Here is a 17,851-nt window from a genome sequence, read left to right as displayed (position 1 = left end):
CCTTCAAATCTTTTGATTCAGCGAATGCTTTTCTTAGTCTTAGGAGAATAATTTATAATTTTGTAAGAGGAGATGAAAATAGAGCTATGAAAGCTGATATAAATTTAGAGCTTGGACAAAATAGACTATATGCTCTTATAAAATTTTGATATAAGAGATATCATTCATTTCGAGGAGAATCCACAAAAATAAAGATTTAAATAATATGAAGAATATAAATCTGGATGATAGGGTTAATAACAGAAAATTTTTCATTTTACTACGATATTGTTGATGTACTTAAAAAAAGAAAAATACCTTTCATCACTCTTTCTTATGATGACAATATACCAGATGGCATAGATGTCATAATAACATCAGACAAAGAAAAATCAAGGATAAAATTTGACAAAATTGTTTGCTATGAGGAAGGGTGTAGTATAGATAAACTTATTGATAAAGCTCTCCTTAGTGCATCGAAAAATGGTATTCTACTCTTTGGTATAGATCCCGGAGAAAAAATAGGCCTGGCTGTTTATAGAGGGAATACGCTTATAAAAAAGTTTGTTGTAAAAGATCCCAAAGAAGTAATTTTATCTATCAAGGAGATTATTAATGAGGTGCCGCCCGAAAAAATAACAATAAAAATAGGAAATGGCGGTGGCTTGGTCAGAAATAGAATAATAAATTTACTTCAGGAAGAAAATCTTTCAATTCAGATAGTTGATGAATCGCTCATTCAATCTTTCGACGATGATACAATTTCTGCTTGTAAAATAGCAATGGCACCAGGGAAGGAGATAAGGTATAAGATGCGTGTTGAACCAAAGGAAGGAGAAATAAAAAATATCCAGCACATAAGTAGATTAAAGAGTAAGAATATAACTATATCAAAAGAATTGGCAAAAAAAGTCCTTATGGGGGAAATAAGTTTAGAAGAGGCAATTGAGTTTCAAAAAAAGGGTTAGGAATATGTCCAGTCCGCGGGAATTCTTCCTTCTCTCTTATAATATTTAATCAATCTATTTATTTTTGATTCTATGAGGTGTAGTCTCCTGAGATTATGTAAATCTTTCCTATGTTCCTGTAAATGTTTTTTTAGATTTTCTCTTTTTGCAAGTAAATTTGTCAAATCCTCTGGCAGAGGGGATAAAATTTTGTGTTCCTCAAGCACATCAGTAACTCTTTTCCCAACAGCTGCTTTTACATCAGGTACGCCATAAACATCTCTTAAAATAAGACCTATAATGGCAGGCTCTTTACCTTCTTCAGCCATTTTTACTATAAATTCTTCTATTTCCTCTGGTTTTAAACTCCAATCAGGATGAATTCTTTCCACTGGTTTTTTTGAGCCAGATTTACCCTTTCTTCTTGCATGCATTCTTGCCATGTGGATTAATTATTTTTTAATATATAAAGATTGGCGAATACAGAAATTAATGCCTTTCAATTTTTTCATTAATTTAAAGGCACACACAACAAAACGGCTGTGTTGAATAAATCGTAAAAATTTTTTATTTTTGCAGCATTTCTATAAGAGGGGATATTGATGCCAGACGAGAGAAATTGGAAAGAATATAATGAACAATTGGTGAGGAGAGGAGAAATGTATATTTCTCTGGATTTTATGGAAACATGGGATAAAGAACTTGATGAAATGAATTATAAAAAGAGAGGAAGACCATATAAATTTCCAGAGTCTTTCATGATATTTCTTGCTTTCATTCACATCGCTTTTCTTCCATTTCGCCAGATGGAAGGATTTTTGAGAAAGCTCCCTGAATATATCCAAAGCTGAAGGCAGATACTATTCTTCAGGGATGAAAGTCCCCAGCAGAGGAGAATGGATACGTCATAAATGGAAAGTAAGAAAAGGATGGATTAAAGTGCATATTGCTGTGGATGTAAAAACAAAAAAACCTGCTGGCTCTAGAAATAACAGACGAGAGAACAGCAGATGGAGAAATGCTGGAGCCATTGGTAGAGAAAGCAAAGAGAACCATTGGCAATAAAAAAATAAAGGGATATATGGGGATGCATCCTATGATAGCAGAAAGAATTTTAGTTATCTAAAAAAGCAGGGAATAGAGCCAATCATCAAAACAAGAGAAAATGCTTCCACAAAAGCAAAAGGTTGTCCTGCGAGAGCCAGATGTACAAGAGAAAGAAAAGAACTTGGATATGAGGGATTGAGAGATAAATACAAATATGGACAACGATGGGCTGCAGAAACATTTTTCTCAGGAGTGAAACGAATATTTGGAGAAACAACAAAAGCAAAAACTACTAAAGGCATGTTTCAGGAAACAAAAATGAAATTTGTGTTCTATACCATGCTCATCAATTTGTAAAAAAACTCGGTTTTTTTCAAAATTTAGTGGAAACTCCTTGCCTCCACTAATTGTTCAACACAGCACAACAAAACAAAAAAGTTATATAATTCCTTTTTTATCAGAAGAAAATGTTGTGGTTGATGCTTGCAATGGCTGTATTCATATTACTCGCCCTATCTTCATTTTTTTCTGCTGCAGAGATGGCTTTTGTATCAGTTGACAGGATAAGAATAAAAGGCGAGGCACTCAAAAACAATAATAGGGCAATATTGCTTGAAAAACTGCTTGAAAAACCAGAGGAAGTTATAAACTCGCTTGCAATCTGCAACAATATAGTAAATGTAACTGCTTCAGTTATTGCCGGTGTAATATCTGCAAATTTATTTAAAAGTCTTGGTATAGGAGCAATCACTGCTTTGATGACATTTTTTGTAATAGTTTTTGGAGAAGCTCTGCCAAAAGCATTCGGTGTTAATAATTACAAATTCGCAATAAGGATAGCGAGACATTTATATTTAATAAGAAAAATTTTTTACCCGTTAGCAAAAATCCTGCATTCTTTTTCAAAAATGATTTTAAAAATAATTAAAAAGGAAAATGAAAAATCAAAAGTTGATGAGGAGGAAATAAAAATAATGCTTGATATAGGTGTGAAGAACGGAACAATAGAAAAAGATGAAAAGAAATTAATAGAAGAGATTTTTGATTTCAATGATACAAAAGTCAAAGAAATATGCATACCACCTGATAAAATAGTAAGTGTCAGTGAAAATGAAACAGTGGAATCTTTCCTAAAAAAATTTTTAAAAACAGGGTATTCAAGATTTCCAGTTTATGGAAAAAGTAAAGATGATATAATAGGAATGGTTCATGTAAAAGACGCTATTTATGCCCTTTCAATTGATAAGAATACAAAAATTAAGCAAATAACCAGAAATATAATAAAGATTGATCCCTATATGAATGCGGATGATATTCTAAGAGAGATGCAGAGAAGAAAAACACATATGGCGATTATTAAGTCAATTGATGGAAAAATTCTTGGACTTGTTACAATGGAAGATCTTATAGAAGAAATATTTGGGGATATAAAAGATGAGCATGATTTAGGATGAATGTTGGATGCCTTGTAAGTGGAGGAAAAGATTCAATTTATGCAATGTATATTGCAATGAATTATGGATGGAATATAAAATGTCTTATAACAATTAAAGCAAGAAATTTTTCATGGATGTACCATGTAGAAAATATCGATATTATTCCTTTTATATCAAAATCAACGGGTATTCCTCTTATTTTTGAAAAAGGCTCAGGTGATGAGATTGACGATTTAAGAAGAGCTATAAAAAAAGCAAATGTTGAAGGAATTGTGTATGGCGCAATAGAAAGCGAATATCAAAAAACAAGAATAGAAAAAGTTGCAGAAGAATTGAATATCAAATCATTTGCTCCTTTATGGGGCAAGAATCAGGAGAATTTGCTTCATGAAATCATAAATGCGGGATTTTCCTGTGTTGTTGTTGCGACTGCCGCAGAAGGTATGGACGAGAGATTTCTTGGGAGGGCTATAGATGAAAGATTTATAGATGAATTAAGGAAATTGAGCACCAAATACGGGGTAAATATAAGCGGGGAAGGAGGAGAATATGAAACACTTGTTGTTGATTGCCCTATTTACAGATATAGAATTGAAATAGTTGATGCGGAAATAAAGTCATTTGGTGATAAGAAAGTGTATGAAATAAAGAAAATAAGGTTACAAAAAAAATATAATTGCATTTGATATACAGCATTATGTATTTATCCAGCCTTGTAAGGGAAATGATTAACGAGCCGTCGCCTATCCGCCAGATAATGAAAATGGCCAGCAGACAGAATATTATAAATATGGGGCTTGACCCTGATGAAGTAATTTCTTTTGGAGGGGGATGGGTAGGACATCACTCACCTGAGATATTAAGGGAGGAGTATATGGAGATATGCCAAGACAGAAAAAAGTTTCATGAATCGGGAGCATACAGTCCTACTCTTGGATTTGATGAATGCAGGGAAGCAATTTCAAAAATGGAAAAGGAGCTATTTGATGTTAAAACTGAAAAGGAAAATATTATTGTCGGGCAGTCTTCAACCCAGCTTGCCCATGATTTATTTATCTCGCTTCTTGATAAGGAAGATAAAATTTTAATTTTTGACCCGACATATGCAAATTATAACGGGCAGATAAAATTAGCAAATAAAGATGCAAAAATAATAAGACTTAAAGTTCTTGATGAAGAGGAATGGAAATATAAGCCAGATTATGAATTATCTGAGGAGTTTAAGGATATCTACTATAAAGAGAAGCCAAAATTAATTATTTTTCCATCCCCCGATAATCCTTCATCACAGGTTTTTAGTGACGGATTTGTAAAAACAATTTTGGACATTTCCCATGAAAACAAAACTTATCTTATAATAGATTATGCATACAAAACACAGTGCTTTATAAAACCTCCAGCCTACTTTTCCTTTGGCCCATCGGACTATCCTGAGTTAATTGCACTGCATAGCAATTCAAAATGGGGGCGCGGACTGGGAAGAAGATTGGGATGGCTCATTGCAAACGAAGAAGTGATTGAGGCGATGGAAAGGGTTCAGCAATGCACGATATTATGCCCTGATACGATGCATCAAATGGCTTTTACCTCATACATCGAAAAATCAATACAAGATAAAAGTTTGAAGAAATACATAGAAAAGATAAAAAATGATTATAAGAAGGCGGCAGAAGTCACCGTTAATTGCATAAAAGAATATCTGAATATGCCATGCCTCACGCCGCAGGGAGGGCTTTATACCCTTATGAAAGTAAATGAAGACGGAGAAGAATTTGTAAAGAGAATTTTAAAGAAAACAGGCGTTCTTTTTATTCCAGGAAAAGGCTTTGGAGATACCTTAAAACAAGGAGTAAGAATAAGTTATGGTCCGCTTGTTGAAAATCTTAATTTAATAGAGGAAGGTTTAAAGAGGGTTGCAAATTGCATCAGATAATTTTTTGTATAGAACAATGAAGGAATTTTTATATTTTATCACCTTTTCAATTTCATAATTTTCATTTATTTCCTTCAGCATTTGTCTGTAGTCTTCAAAATGTTCGTCAAAACAACAGGAGAAAATTGCAGTTCCACTAAAAACAACAACCATCCTATCTTCTTCATTTTTTATTGTTTTTGCACGGCATTCAGGCGCCCTCTGTCTGTTAAATTTTCTGCTTATTGCTCTTAGTCCCTCAGGCTTCATAATCCAGAATGCTTCTTTTCTATTTCCTCAGCCATTTCTCTTATAGCATGCAGATCCTTCTCCTTGGGATAGCCCTTTATTATCAACGAGCCAGTGAGTCTTATTCCCATATTTTCCAACTGCTTCATCACATTGCTTCCCCAACCATATGAGGCAATAAGATATAGATGCCTTGCCTTGGGGCGGAGTAACGATACAAGATACAACGCATGCATGGCTGCGGGATGCAGGCCGCCCAACACTGTTGGAGATGCAACTATAAGGGTTGCACAATCAACAAGTGAAACTGCGAGCTCGCCTATATCTGTTTTTGTGAGATTAAAAGGCTTGACTTCAATTCCTCTTTTTATCAATTCATTTGTAAGATGAGAAATCGCTTTTTCAACACTTCCGTGCATTGAAACATAAGCTATAACAACCTCATTTTTTACATTATCTGAAACCCATTCCTTGTAAGCATTTAATATAAATTCTGGTTCTCTGTATATTGGACCATGGCTCGGTGCAATTATTTCAATATCCATTTTTTCTATACTGGAAATATAATCTTTTATTTTATTTCTGAATGGCATCATTATCTCTGCATAATATCTTTTTGCCGCTGAATATAATTTTTCATCTCTGGAGAAGATGTTGCTCGTTGCAAGATGTGAGCCAAACAAATCGCATGTAAAAAGAATTTTGTCTTCCATGTCATAGGTAATCATTGTCTCTGGCCAGTGGGTCCATGGAGTAAGGAAAAATTTCAATTTCCTATGTCCTATTGATATTTCCTGTTTATCTTTAATCGTAATAAATCTTTCATCAGGTATAAGGAGCAAATCTTTCAAAAATTCCTTGCATCTTTCATTTGTTAAAATCTTCGCTTCTTTATATCTTGAAATTATTGCTGGCAGGGAACCAGAGTGATCCTGCTCTGCATGGTTTGCAATGATATAATCTATTCTATGAATTCCTATTTCTTCAAGGTTTTCAACCAGTTCATTTTCTTTTTTAGGATCAACTGTATCAATAAGAACAATTTTTTCATCTCTTATCAAATATGAATTATAAGTTGTACCATCTGGCAAAGGGATAAGCTCATCAAACAGCCTGCGATGCCAGTCAATTGCCCCCACATAATATATATCCTTTTTTATCTCTCTGCTCATATTTCTTCAAAATCTTCCTTGCCCGCCCCACAGATTGGGCATGTCCAATCGGCGGGTAGAGCCTCAAATGGGGTGCCTGGCGGGATGCCATTTTCTATGTCGCCTTCTTCTGGATCATATATATATCCACATACAACACATTTATATTTCTTCATTTTATCACCTAAAATTTTTTAAATTTTTTCTTATTTGCCTTGCAGACAGGACATTTTTCTGGAGGAGTGCCAACATGAGTGTAACCACAAATTGGGCATATATATATTTCGTCTATCTCAATTTCTCCTTTTTTAGCTTTCTCATATAATTTAACATGAATCTTTTCTGCTTTAAGGGCGTAGTCAATTGATTTTTTTGCATTCTCTTCATTCTGCAGATTTGCTATTGCATAATATGCGGGATACATTTCTTCAACTTCATATTTTTCACCGTTTATCGCAAATTCAAGATTTTGCTGTGTTTTTCCTATCATTTTAAGGCTTTTTAAATGGTTTCTTGCATGAACTTTTTCTGCAAATGCAATTGCCCTGAAAAGGCGGGCTATATCTTTATATCCTTCCTCCTCCGCCATCTCGCTGAATATCATATACTTCATATGAGCCATTGATTCGCCAGCAAAAGCATCACTTAAAGCTTTTTCAGTCATTTTTTTCATCTTATTACCTCAAAATTTCATAAAATTCTTCATATGGCATCATCGCAACATATTCTTTCATTTTTTCAAATGCCTTAATAAATAATTCTGTTTTGTGAGATTTTTCGTGCGCTTCCTTGCTACTCCAATAAGTAATCATTATATATTTCAAGGGTTTTATCTCCTCATTTCTTAAATCACCTTTTAGCCCACTCCCAGCAGAGGATATGCCGTCAATTTTTAGCAGTTTTCCTCCAAGAAAGCCGTGCATCTCATCTGTTGCTTTACAAAGCTCGCTAATATTTTTTTCAAAATCTTCACTCATTCCTTCTCTTACAAAAACATAATTCAATGCACATATTATTTTTCCCTTTTCTTTTTTGTATTTTTTCCTCTCTTCTGTTTTTATAATTTCAGCTTCAATACCTTCTCTCTTCAGCAGTTTTTTTGCAAGCCCAGCCCTATGACCGCTGTCGCAGTATAACTTTATTTTCTTGCCTTTTAAGAAATCAGTGTAAAAATTTAAATCGTAAAGAGGAATGTTTATCGCTCCCTTGATATGTTCCTTAACATATTCCTCTCTTGTTCTAACATCAATTATTATTTCCATTAAATCGCCTTTGCCCATAAACCATGAATGTTGCAGTATTCTCTTGCCTCCTTTATTTCCACTGACAGAAATCTTGCCTCTGGTTTTTCGCCTGGATTTAGATATTTCCTCATTATTTTTCCATCCTTTGTAATTATCTCTATCAATTCTATAAAATGCTTTTCTTCCATTGGATGGGGAATACTTCCAACTTTAACTATAATTTCATTTCCCATTTTTTCCACAACTGGAAGATGCTTTTCATATCCCTGCTCTTCTTTCTTTGCTTCCATAAGTTTCATTGGTTGCCCACAGCATACAAGCTGTCCTTTTCCTCCATGAAGAACTTCAACAACATTTCCGCATATCTCACATTTATATACTTCATATCTATTAGCCATTTCAGTCACCTCCTTTCCTGCTTCCCAACTCTCTATCAATCAAAAACAATCTTTCCTCGCCAGCAATCTTTATTTTTTGAACAATTTCATTTGTAGAAGCTTCTTCTTCAACTTGCTCATCTATAAACCATTTCAGCATTGAAGTTGTTGCATAATCCTTTTCCTCCATCGCAGCAGTATAAATATTATTTATCATTTTTGTTACCCTCACTTCATGGGCATATGCTTCTTCAAAAGCATGAAGTGGAGAATTCCACTCTTGGGGTGGCTTTTCTATTTTCATAAGATTTACTCTCCCTCCCCTTGCAATAACATAATCATATATTTTCATTGCATGCCCCATCTCTTCTTTTGCCTGAATCCTCATCCATTTAGCAAATCCCCTGAGATTTATTGATTCATAATAGTTTGACATTGAAAGGTAAAGATAGGCGGAATAAAACTCCGCATTTATCTGAGCATTTAGCATTTTTAAAACCCTGTCTGGAATCATTCTTCCACCTTCCTATGGCAAAGCCACCAATCAAAACATTTTATCTTTCCTTCCTTAGCCATCTTTTGCCTTTCCTTAACAGCATTTTCATCAGCGGGCGGTGGCACAATTGCGTCGCCTCCAATTATTTCATTGTTTGGCCAGTTTGCGGGCAATGCCACTTTTTGCCTGTCTATTGTCTGCAATCCCTTTACTATTCTCAAAATTTCATCCATATTCCTTCCCAGTTCCTGAGGATAATATAGAATTGTTCTTACTATTCCATTGTTATCAACTACAAAAACTGCTCTTACTGTATTTGAGCCTTTAAACGGGCTTATCATCCCTAATCTTTTTGCAACTTCGCCAGATGAATCTGCTATAATTGGAAACTTTATTTCAACTGGCTTATTGTTTATTTTAATATTTTCTTTTATCCATTCAATCCATTTCATGTGGCTGAAAACTTGGTCTATGCTAAGCCCTATTAGTTCTGTATTCATTTCCTTGAATTTTTCATATCTTAACTGAAATGCAACAAATTCAGTTGTGCATACTGGAGTAAAATCCGCTGGATGGCTGAATAAAATGAACCACTTTCCTTTATAAAAATCTGGTAATTTTATTTTTCCTTGCGTTGTTTGCACTTCCATTTCCGGAAACCTTTCTCCTATTAGAGGAATTTTCTCTTCCATTTTTAATCACCAGCTATATAATAATTTACGATTATATAAATTTTTTGGGAATTTTTTATAAAAATTTTTACGATAAATTTTAAAAAACATAAAAAATATATACTAATTGGTATTTTATGAGAGATTTGTATGTTAGACGAAAAAGATAAAAAAATAATTGAAATTCTTGAAAAAAATGCAAGAACTCCATATACAAAAATTGCAAAAGAATTGGGGCTTAGTGAAGGGGCAATAAGGAAAAGAGTAGATAATCTGGAAAAAAATGGTATAATAAAGAAATATGTTGCGGTGGTTGATCCAAAAAAAATAGGTTACAACAGCATTGCCCTTCTTGGAGTTGATGTCGAGCCAACAAAACTTCTTGAAGTAGCAAATGAAATATCAAAAATTGATGAGGCAAAAAATGTAAGCATTTCAACTGGTGACCACATGATTATGGCGGAGATATGGGCTAGGGATGGAAGAAGGCTTTCCGAGCTATTAACAAGAATAGGAAAAATAGATGGAATAAAAAGACTATGTCCAGCCATAATCCTTGAAAAAGTTAAAGAGGTGTAAGATGGAAGAAATAAATATCGCCCTTCAGCTAGAGAAGAATGGTTATGCATTCTATAAAAAAGCATCTTCTCTTTGCAAAAATATATATGGTAAAAAAATGTTTGAAAAACTTGCTGAGGATGAGATAAGGCATCTGGAAAAATTCAGAGAAATTGCAAAAGATATTTTCGGAGATTTTACTGAAAAGGAGATAGATATTGACAATATCTTTGGTAAAATTGATTTCTCTACAAGGGCGGGTGAGTATGCGGCGCTCGAGTATGCTATAGATTTCGAGAAGAAAGCTCATGATTATTTTAAAAGAGCAAGTGAAAATGCCAAAGACGCCAAATTAAAAGAGTTGTTTAATAATATTGCAAAAGAAGAAGAAATGCATAAAGAATTGCTTGAAGCAGAAAGAAATTATCTACACAAGTCCGGCATATGGTTTGACCATCAGGAATTTTTTATGGATGGTCTATAACTCCATTTCCATAATTTCTCCCTTTTTCCTTCTTTTTATTTTTATTTTCTCAAGTGCATAAATAATAATTTCATTTACAATTTTTACCTTTCCTTCAAAAAGATGCCCTCCTTTTAAACTGTGGTCTTTTCTTCCCAGAACAACATGGGCATGAATTACATACTCATTTTCAATCATGCATATATTTCCCTGCAATGATACAAGTTCAACAGGCTCATGTATCCTTTCCTTGATATATTTTTCTCCATCAAAATATCCAATCAAAGCATCTTCAAGCATCCCTATACCATTTATTATAAAAGCACTATCTATTTTCTCTTCTTTACATAATTTTTTAAAATTTTCAATTATTTCCCCATCAACAAATTTTGCAATTATAAAATTACCTTCTCTTTTATACATGTTTTTCAATGCAAAATAAAAATAAATAATTTTTTGATAAGACAAAATATCTAAAACAAAAAAGAAATTTTTAATATGAGTTATTTCACCCTACTTTTTCTTTTTCTTTTCCTTTTTTCCCTTCTTTGCACAAGGCATAATACAAAAATATAATCTGTTTATATTTTTTTCTTTTTTTTTCAGCTTGAATAAGGGTAATTAAATAACCTTTATATAATAAAAAGTTATTGCCTTTTAGAACTATGCCATCAAAAGAAATAGTTGAAGCTGTAAAAAATGCAATAGACGAAAAGAATAACAAAAAGAGGAAGTTTATTCAGTCAGTAGATTTAGTTATAAATCTAAAAGATTTGGATCTGAGCAAGCCCGAGAATAGAATAGATGAAGAAATAGAGCTTCCAAAAGGAAGAGGCAAAGATGCAAAAATTGCTGTTTTTGCTACAGGAGAACTTGCTCTAAAAGCCAGAGAGGTGGCGGATAGGGTTATAATGTCGGATGAAATAAAGGAGCTTGCGGAAGATAAAAAGAAAGCAAAAAGTCTTGCGGAGGAATATGATTTATTCATAGCTGAAGCATCACTTATGCCACTCATAGGAAGAAGCTTGGGTAAAATACTTGCGCCCCGCGGGAAGATGCCAAAACCAGTCCCCCCAGAAGTAAATATAGGTGAGGTTGTGGGGAAGTTGAGGAGGAGCATAAGGATACGCTCGAAAGATAAGCCAGTTATTCATTGTCTGGTAGGAAAAGAAAATATGCCAGTCGAAGATATAGCAGAAAATATAGAAACAGTATTACACAGGATTGAGGGAAAACTTGAAAGAGGTAGAATGAATATTTCTTCGGCTTATATAAAAACAACAATGGGTCTGCCTGTGAGAGTGATATAATGCCAGCTGAATGGAAAATAAAGGAAGTAGAGGAAATCAAAAATATAATATCCTCATACCAGGTAGTTGGAATTGTGGGGATAAGAGGAATACCTGCTTATCAGATGCAAAAAATAAGAGAAAGTTTGAGAGGAAAGGCAGTAATAAGGGTATCTAAAAATAATCTCATAAAAAGAGCTCTCTCAAACGGCAGTGGAAAACTCGCTGATTATATTGAAAGCGAAAGTGCGATAATCGCCTCAAATCTTAATCCTTTTAAACTTTACAAGCTCATAGAAAGCGCAAGAACTAAAGCACCAGCGAAAGGAGGGGAAATTGCAAGCGAGGATATAATAATAAAAAAAGGTGAGACAAATTTCAAGCCAGGTCCAATAGTTGGTGAGCTTCAAAAATCTGGCATACCAGCTTCTATAAGAGAGGGCAAGGTAGTTATAGAAAAGGATGTTGTTCTTGTTAAAAAAGGAGAAGTTATTTCCCCACAAATTGCTCAGGTTCTTGGAAAGCTTGATATAAAGCCTATTGAGATAGGACTAAAAATAAATGCATTTATTGAAAATGGTATAATTTATACACCTGATATACTTGCTGTTGATCTCGTTAAAATATTTGAGGAAATACAAAGATGTGTTGCAAATGCAATTAATATTGCTGTTGAAATCTGCTATCCTGCAAGGGATGCCATAAATCAAATTATAATAAAGGCATATAATTCAGCATATCATCTGGCAATAGAAAGAAATATATATAGCGGGAAAACAATAGAAGCATTTATAAATAGAGCGTATTTACATGCTAAAGCATTAGAAAATAAAATCGGAGGTTGAAAAATGGAATATATATATGGAGCAATGCTCTTGCATGCAGCGGGTAAGGAAATAAACGAAGATAACTTGAAAAAGGTGCTTCAGGCTGCGGGCGTAGAAATAAATGACGCAAAAATAAAAGCGCTAATCTCTTCTCTTGAAGGAGTAAACATAGATGAAATAATATCAAAAGCGTCTTCAATGCCAGTGATGCCAGCAATGCCAGCAGCAGGGGCGCCGGAAGAGAAGAAGGAAGAGAAAAAAGAGGAAAAGAAAGAGGAAAAGAAAGTCAGTGAGGAAGAAATAGCCGCAGGTTTGGGAGCACTTTTTGGCTAAAAAACTCTCTCATACAGTGACTTCTTTATTTTTTCCTTATCTTTTTTATCGAAGCCAAAATAGTCATAGAAAAACTGGGAGGTTTCTATTATTTTTGTTCTTCCCTGATTTTTTAACTTTAAGAAGCCCTTCTTCTGCAATTCTCTAACATGTTCATAAACCTTTTCTCCTACAATTTTTCTGAGTTCAGATTGCTTTATTGGTTGATGATATGCTATTATTGAAAGAGTTTTGAGTAAATTTTTTGGTATTTCCATCGGTGCAAACTTTTTTGTATATTCAACATATTTATCCCTAACCTGCATTGCATACCTGTTTTCGCTTTCAATAATTTCTATTGCTGAATCTTTATATTGCTCTTTTAATTGCATTATTGCATCATCTATTTCCTTTTCCTTAAACAAAAAAATTTTTTTTATATCGTCTTTGCTTACCAGTTTACCAGATGCAAAAATTATTGCCTCTATAATCTTTTTAACTTCCATGTTTCATCCTTATATATATTTCTCCAAACGGAAAATTCTCCTGCCATATAACTATTTTTCCTTCCTTGGCAAGAAAGAGCAGAGGTAAGAGTATAGATACAATATCCTCCTTGCGGGAGCAAAGATTCTTAACAGGAATTGCTTTTCCATTTAACTTACTTAATTTTTCCATCAATTTTTTTATGTCTTCCTCAATATCTTCCTTGTGTATATGTTCCCTGGGTGGCGATAAATTATTTGTCCTGTTATCAACTGTTTTTCTGTTTTTTCCTCTTTTTTCAATTTCTTCTCTTGCTTCCTCAAACGCATTTATAAGGTCAAATATTGTAACTCTGACAGAAGGACATCTTCTTATCTTGGAATCAAGTGGGATTTCATCATTAATAACCTTCTGGGTGTAATAGAATATTTCATCATCTCCATACCAGTCAGGTACATCAATCTCAACTTCTTTTTTCTCTATACTTTCTATAACCCTTTCACTTTGCAATCTTAAAATTTTCCATGCCATAGAAATTATTTTTCCCACAACAAAAAGATTTATTTCTTCCCCCCTTACTTTTTCCATATATAAATTTGAAAAAGATATTAAATCAACATTTAATGGGTCTATTTCATTTTCAATAACAAGCTCAAATAGTATAGCTATAATCCTATCAAAAGGATTTTTAATGAATACTTTCTTCTCTATCATCTCTATATAGTTCTGAATATTTTTTTTATTGTAGAACATTTCCCTGTTTTTCAGTATGTGGTCTATTAACTCTTCTTTCATTTTATTTCCGCCATTTTTTCCAATTCTTTTATATTTATATTCCCTACAATTGTTGATACACCATTCGAAATGGTAACTCCGTAAATATGATTAGCATTTTTTATTGTAACTCTTCTCAAAGATACAACAATAAATTGAGCAGAGGAAGAATTTGAAAGAATCATTTTTGCTATTTTTTCTGCATTTTTTTCATCAAGGAACATGTCAATTTCATCTAAAATATAGAAGGGAGAGGGCTCATATGCCTGCATCGAAAATATAAATGCAAGAGATGCAATGCTTTTTTCTCCACCCGAGAGAGAGTACAAACTCATTGTTTTTCCATTTTTCTTAACCTTTATTGTCAATCCTCCCTCAAATGGATTTTCTGGATTTTGTAGAATTAAATCACCTTCAGCACCACTCAACTCACTATATATTTTTATGAAATTTTTTCTTATTTCATTAAATACTTCATAAAAAGTTTTATTTTTCTTATTCTTTATTTCCTCCTCAAGTTTTATCAGATTATCTCTTTGCTCCTTAAGTCTGTTATAATCTTCTTCAAATTTTTTCTTTCTTTCTTCCTGTTTTTCATATTCCTCGAGTGCTTTCATATTAACAGGTTCCATCTTTTGGATAGCTTCTTCTAATTCCTTCATTCTCTTTTTTATCTCATCGATTGATAAAATTTCCTCTTCCTTAAATTCATAATTTATATCCATTATCTCAGAAAGAGCACTTTCAAGCGATGGTAATCTTGCTTTAGTTTTGGATATTATATCAATTGTTGCCTCCATCTTTGTTGATAAATTATCAATTATTTTTTCGATTTCAACAATTTCCTTATAAAGTTTATCTCTTTCCTCACTCAAACCCTTTGTTTTTGAAATAATTTTTTTCTCAATTTCTTCATATGCCTTTATTTCTTTACCACTTTCATCATATCTCCTCTCTTCTTCAGCTAATTCTTTCTCCATTTCCTTTAATTTTATTTCATTTTCACCGAGCCTTCTTTCTATTTCATTTTTCTGAGATAAAATAACCTCCCTTTCTTTTTCCTTCCCTCTTAAATTAGCAATAAGATTTCTGCTTTCTTCTTTTAATTTTTCAATTTCTTCTTTTAGAAAATTTATTTTCTTGATTTTTTCCTCACTTGCTATACTTATGACTTCCTCTTCCTTCCTTTTCCTTAATTCTTCAAGCTGACTTATTTCATTCTGTTTTTCCTTTATCTTCCCTTCATAGTCCATTATAACACTATTAATTTCATTTAATTCGTTCTCCAATTTCCTTAATTCATCATTTATTACCTTTAATTTACCTTCTATTTCTCTTTTCCTTACCTCATATTTTTCAATTTCCTCTAGTTTATAATCTGGCAAAATTTTTAATTCATTATCTATTTTTCCAATTTCTTCCTTTATTTTTATAAATGCATCGGTTAGCTCTTCCTGCTCCCTACTCAACTCACTGAGTTTATATTTCAATTCCATGCTTTTTTTCAAATCACACATTTCAAAAAGTCCTCCTTTTGGAAGGCTCCCTCCGGTAATTGCTCCCGAAGGTTCTATAAGTTCTCCATCAAGAGTTACCATTCTTATGCCACCCATCAATGAGCGGGCAGCATCAAGATTATTCACGACAATTGTGTCACCAAGCACATACCAAACCGCTGGCTCATATTTTTTATCATAGGATACAAGATCCATTGCAAAACCAAGAACATTTTCATTTCTTATAACAAGCAAAGCCCTCCCCCTTGGCTTCCCTGCAACCATTTTATTTAAAGGTAAAAAAGTAACCCTTCCGTAATCATTTTTCTTAAGGTAGTCAATGCACTTCGCCGCAACCTCATCGTTCTCCACCACCACCGCCTCCGCCCGCCTGCCCGCCGCAACCTCTATTGCCTTCCTATATTTATCATCTACCTTTACAAGTTCGGCTATGCTACCATGTATTCCCCTTATTATACCTTCATCCCTAAGCCTTAAAATTTCTTTTGTTGAGGGTGAAAATGATATATCCTCGCTTAGCTTGAGCTTTGATAACTCTCTCTGCAATCTGAGTATTTCTCTTTCAACTTCCCTCAGTTTTTCTCCAATGCTTGCTTCTTCCTTCTTTTTTTCGAAAAGTTTTTTCTCTAATTGCTCCTTTCTGCCTCTTCTTTCTTTTTCAACTTTCTGTGCCTCCCCAATTTCCATTTTTAATTCCTTGAGTTCTATATCAAAATTGTTTTTGATATTCATTAATTCGTTGAGTTTTGTTGATAATCCATCTCTCTTCTGAACCGTTCTATCTCTTTCAAGTAGTAATGAATGCATATCCTCTTTTGCCTTCTCTATTTCTTTTTTTATTTTTGCGATTTCTCTGCTCAAAGAGACTGTTTTTTCATCTGTTTTCTCAATTTCTGCTTTTATCTGGGAAACTTCCTTCTCTTTTAAAGAGATTTCTTTATCTGTTTTTTCGATTTCCTTTTTAATGTTTTCTATTGCATTTTCACATTTTTCTTCTTCCTTTATTATCTTATTAATTAATCCCTTTATCTGCTCTGCTTCTCCTTTTTTCTCAGCAATTTCTTTCCTGTAATAATTTATTTTTTCTTTTGCTTTTATATTTTCTTCCCTGAAAAAATCTATTTTTTCCTTTATTTTTAAAATTTCCTCGCCGCCCAACTCCATTAATTTATTTTCTATTTCCTGGAAAGATATCTGTTTTTCCTTATATTTTTTCTTCAACTCAAAAAGTTCTTTTTCATTATTTATTTTTTCTTTTTCATAATAATCTATCTGTTTCTGTACCTCTTTTATCTCTTTTTCTATTTCAATCTTCTTTTTATAGGAAAGCATTGCTTTTGTTTTATTAAATTCCTCCACTTTTTCTTTATATTTTATTGCCTCATCCTTCTCTTTTTTAAGCTGTCTTAACTGCTTTTTTATTTCATCTAGGACAATTGATATATGTTCCATGTTTTTTTCTACTTCATCTCTTTCTCTTTTTGCTTTCTCTATATCTCTATCAAAATCGGCTATCCCCGCAACTTCATCTATTAATTTTCTCCTTTCAAAATCCCCCATCTCAACTATTGAAGTTACATCCCCTTGCTGAACTATACAGGTAGGGGAAATATGGGCAGAAGAAAGCAAATCAACGAATTCATTAAGTGAAGCTGATTTTCCATTTATATAAAAATAGCTGTAAAAATTTGATGGATTATCTGGCAAAGGGGAAATTTTTATTTTTCTTGTAAGAACAATTTCATCACTATCAACTGGTATTTTTCTTGATGAATTGTCAAAAACGATTGAAACTTTACAATAATTTGCTTCCTTGTTTCCTTTATATATTAAATCAACGAGTCTCTCCGCTCTTATCATTTTCGGGCTTCTTATGCCCAGCAAAAAAAGTATTGCATCCACTATATTTGACTTTCCTGAGCCATTTGGGCCAGTAATAGCTGTAAATCCTGGAAGAAAGGGTATGCTAATTTTATTTCCAAATGATTTAAAGTTTTCAAGCGTAATGCATTTTATATACATCCCTTCCCCATCCTAATTAATTAGATATATATAACATTAATGATTTTTACAATCGGGACTGTTAACTTAAAAAAAATATAAAGTGAAAATGGTT

The 17,851-nt window shown here is 33.1% G+C and carries 23 protein-coding genes and 1 pseudogene; 11 read left to right on the top strand and 13 right to left on the bottom strand.

Features of this window, described 5'->3' with window-relative positions; genetic code table 11:
* Nucleotides 1–149 (top strand): hypothetical protein (locus H5T45_02570; protein ID MBC7128600.1); only part of this gene is annotated, 149 nt, incomplete at its 5' end.
* Between the two features lie 75 nt (nucleotides 150–224).
* On the top strand, nucleotides 225–947 hold the full coding sequence (locus H5T45_02565; GenBank protein ID MBC7128599.1) for a hypothetical protein: 723 nt from the start codon (nucleotides 225–227) through the stop codon (nucleotides 945–947).
* On the opposite strand, the gene H5T45_02560 is transcribed toward H5T45_02565, so the two are convergent.
* Nucleotides 944–1,369, bottom strand: coding sequence for a 30S ribosomal protein S15 (locus tag H5T45_02560; GenBank protein ID MBC7128598.1), 426 nt, complete (start codon nucleotides 1,367–1,369; stop codon nucleotides 944–946). The two genes, H5T45_02565 and H5T45_02560, sit on opposite strands and share 4 nt — an antisense overlap.
* 159 nt (nucleotides 1,370–1,528) lie before the next feature.
* Between H5T45_02560 and H5T45_02555 the strand changes: the two are divergent.
* From H5T45_02555 to H5T45_02540, 4 genes and pseudogenes are all read left to right on the top strand, one after another.
* Nucleotides 1,529–2,330: pseudogene (locus H5T45_02555) on the top strand (IS5 family transposase).
* Nucleotides 2,331–2,440: 110 nt separating this feature from the next.
* The gene (locus H5T45_02550) at nucleotides 2,441–3,427 is read left to right on the top strand and encodes an HlyC/CorC family transporter (GenBank protein MBC7128597.1); all 987 of its coding nucleotides are present in this window, start codon (nucleotides 2,441–2,443) and stop codon (nucleotides 3,425–3,427) included.
* The gene (locus H5T45_02545) at nucleotides 3,424–4,095 is read left to right on the top strand and encodes a diphthine--ammonia ligase (GenBank protein MBC7128596.1); all 672 of its coding nucleotides are present in this window, start codon (nucleotides 3,424–3,426) and stop codon (nucleotides 4,093–4,095) included. The genes H5T45_02550 and H5T45_02545 overlap by 4 nt, the downstream gene beginning before the upstream one ends.
* Before the next feature lie 11 nt (nucleotides 4,096–4,106).
* On the top strand, nucleotides 4,107–5,342 hold the full coding sequence (locus H5T45_02540; protein MBC7128595.1) for a pyridoxal phosphate-dependent aminotransferase: 1,236 nt from the start codon (nucleotides 4,107–4,109) through the stop codon (nucleotides 5,340–5,342).
* Here H5T45_02540 and H5T45_02535 read toward each other — a convergent pair.
* From H5T45_02535 to H5T45_02500, 8 genes are read right to left on the bottom strand one after another with little or no spacing between them, the layout of a single operon-like run.
* The gene (locus H5T45_02535; GenBank protein MBC7128594.1) at nucleotides 5,313–5,591 is read right to left on the bottom strand and encodes a hypothetical protein; all 279 of its coding nucleotides are present in this window, start codon (nucleotides 5,589–5,591) and stop codon (nucleotides 5,313–5,315) included. The two genes, H5T45_02540 and H5T45_02535, sit on opposite strands and share 30 nt — an antisense overlap.
* On the bottom strand, nucleotides 5,588–6,742 hold the full coding sequence (locus H5T45_02530; GenBank protein ID MBC7128593.1) for an FprA family A-type flavoprotein: 1,155 nt from the start codon (nucleotides 6,740–6,742) through the stop codon (nucleotides 5,588–5,590). The genes H5T45_02535 and H5T45_02530 overlap by 4 nt, the downstream gene beginning before the upstream one ends.
* Nucleotides 6,739–6,897, bottom strand: coding sequence for a rubredoxin (locus H5T45_02525; protein ID MBC7128592.1), 159 nt, complete (start codon nucleotides 6,895–6,897; stop codon nucleotides 6,739–6,741). Before H5T45_02525 ends, H5T45_02530 begins: the two co-directional genes overlap by 4 nt.
* Nucleotides 6,898–6,905: 8 nt before the next feature.
* Nucleotides 6,906–7,394 carry a rubrerythrin family protein gene (locus tag H5T45_02520; protein MBC7128591.1) on the bottom strand — a complete coding sequence of 163 codons (489 nt, stop codon included), beginning with the start codon at nucleotides 7,392–7,394 and terminating at the stop codon, nucleotides 6,906–6,908.
* A 4-nt stretch (nucleotides 7,395–7,398) separates the two neighbouring features.
* Nucleotides 7,399–7,983, bottom strand: a complete 585-nt coding sequence (locus H5T45_02515; GenBank protein MBC7128590.1) for an antibiotic biosynthesis monooxygenase — start codon at nucleotides 7,981–7,983, stop codon at nucleotides 7,399–7,401.
* Nucleotides 7,983–8,363, bottom strand: coding sequence for a desulfoferrodoxin (locus H5T45_02510; protein ID MBC7128589.1), 381 nt, complete (start codon nucleotides 8,361–8,363; stop codon nucleotides 7,983–7,985). Before H5T45_02510 ends, H5T45_02515 begins: the two co-directional genes overlap by 1 nt.
* Nucleotide 8,364: 1 nt before the next feature.
* Complete coding sequence (locus tag H5T45_02505) at nucleotides 8,365–8,856, bottom strand: ferritin (GenBank protein MBC7128588.1); 492 nt, start codon at nucleotides 8,854–8,856, stop codon at nucleotides 8,365–8,367.
* The gene (locus H5T45_02500; protein ID MBC7128587.1) at nucleotides 8,853–9,530 is read right to left on the bottom strand and encodes a peroxiredoxin; all 678 of its coding nucleotides are present in this window, start codon (nucleotides 9,528–9,530) and stop codon (nucleotides 8,853–8,855) included. Before H5T45_02500 ends, H5T45_02505 begins: the two co-directional genes overlap by 4 nt.
* Nucleotides 9,531–9,659: 129 nt before the next feature.
* On the opposite strand from H5T45_02500, the gene H5T45_02495 reads away from it, so the two are divergent.
* Nucleotides 9,660–10,088 carry an Lrp/AsnC family transcriptional regulator gene (locus H5T45_02495; GenBank protein ID MBC7128586.1) on the top strand — a complete coding sequence of 143 codons (429 nt, stop codon included), beginning with the start codon at nucleotides 9,660–9,662 and terminating at the stop codon, nucleotides 10,086–10,088.
* Nucleotide 10,089: 1 nt separating this feature from the next.
* Nucleotides 10,090–10,551 (top strand): ferritin family protein, encoded by a 462-nt coding sequence (locus H5T45_02490; GenBank protein MBC7128585.1) that lies wholly within the window; start codon nucleotides 10,090–10,092, stop codon nucleotides 10,549–10,551.
* Here H5T45_02490 and H5T45_02485 read toward each other — a convergent pair.
* The gene (locus tag H5T45_02485; GenBank protein ID MBC7128584.1) at nucleotides 10,546–10,953 is read right to left on the bottom strand and encodes a DUF296 domain-containing protein; all 408 of its coding nucleotides are present in this window, start codon (nucleotides 10,951–10,953) and stop codon (nucleotides 10,546–10,548) included. The genes H5T45_02490 and H5T45_02485 overlap by 6 nt on opposite strands.
* Before the next feature lie 242 nt (nucleotides 10,954–11,195).
* On the opposite strand from H5T45_02485, the gene H5T45_02480 reads away from it, so the two are divergent.
* From H5T45_02480 to rpl12p, 3 genes are read left to right on the top strand one after another with little or no spacing between them, the layout of a single operon-like run.
* Nucleotides 11,196–11,840 (top strand): 50S ribosomal protein L1, encoded by a 645-nt coding sequence (locus H5T45_02480; GenBank protein MBC7128583.1) that lies wholly within the window; start codon nucleotides 11,196–11,198, stop codon nucleotides 11,838–11,840.
* Nucleotides 11,840–12,664, top strand: a complete 825-nt coding sequence (locus H5T45_02475) for a 50S ribosomal protein L10 (GenBank protein ID MBC7128582.1) — start codon at nucleotides 11,840–11,842, stop codon at nucleotides 12,662–12,664. Before H5T45_02480 ends, H5T45_02475 begins: the two co-directional genes overlap by 1 nt.
* A 3-nt stretch (nucleotides 12,665–12,667) precedes the next feature.
* A complete protein-coding gene (gene rpl12p / locus H5T45_02470) occupies nucleotides 12,668–12,979 on the top strand; it encodes a 50S ribosomal protein P1 (GenBank protein MBC7128581.1) in 312 nt (103 codons plus the stop codon).
* On the opposite strand, the gene scpB is transcribed toward rpl12p, so the two are convergent.
* From scpB to smc, 3 genes are read right to left on the bottom strand one after another with little or no spacing between them, the layout of a single operon-like run.
* Nucleotides 12,976–13,464, bottom strand: a complete 489-nt coding sequence (scpB, locus tag H5T45_02465; protein ID MBC7128580.1) for an SMC-Scp complex subunit ScpB — start codon at nucleotides 13,462–13,464, stop codon at nucleotides 12,976–12,978. The two genes, rpl12p and scpB, sit on opposite strands and share 4 nt — an antisense overlap.
* Complete coding sequence (locus tag H5T45_02460) at nucleotides 13,454–14,239, bottom strand: hypothetical protein (protein ID MBC7128579.1); 786 nt, start codon at nucleotides 14,237–14,239, stop codon at nucleotides 13,454–13,456. Before H5T45_02460 ends, scpB begins: the two co-directional genes overlap by 11 nt.
* A complete protein-coding gene (smc, locus tag H5T45_02455) occupies nucleotides 14,236–17,757 on the bottom strand; it encodes a chromosome segregation protein SMC (protein MBC7128578.1) in 3,522 nt (1,173 codons plus the stop codon). Before smc ends, H5T45_02460 begins: the two co-directional genes overlap by 4 nt.
* Between the last annotated feature and the right edge of the window lie 94 nt (nucleotides 17,758–17,851).

The sequence above is a fragment of the Thermoplasmatales archaeon genome, from assembly GCA_014361245.1.
Taxonomy (GTDB): Archaea; Thermoplasmatota; E2; order UBA202; family JdFR-43; genus JACIWB01.
Note: the sequence above shows the minus strand (reverse complement) of the source record. Positions and strands in the feature narration are given on the sequence as shown.